Annotated in this window: 1 pseudogene; it reads right to left on the minus strand. The window is 69.8% G+C overall.

What is annotated here, in order from left to right:
• Window positions 1–265: pseudogene (locus IH68_RS51495) on the minus strand (zinc-binding dehydrogenase); the annotation flags it as partial.

Here is a 265-nt window from a genome sequence, read left to right on the forward strand (position 1 = left end):
CATGCCACGACCACCGGTCGCCGCCAGGAACGCCGCCTCGAACTCCGTGTCCCGGGAGGAAGCGATGTGCGCCTCGTCCAGACCCAGCTCCCGCAGCGTGTCCCACTTAGCCGCACTCGCCGTACCGAACACCTCGGCACCCAGATGCCGTGCCAGCTGCGTGGCCGCCATACCCACACCACCGGCCGCCGCATGCACCAGCACCGACTCCCCGGCCCGCACCCCACCCAGCTCGGTAAGGGCGTAGTACGCGGTCAGGAATACG

Source organism: Streptomyces sp. NRRL S-646 (assembly GCF_000720765.1).
Classification (GTDB): Bacteria; Actinomycetota; Actinomycetes; order Streptomycetales; family Streptomycetaceae; genus Streptomyces.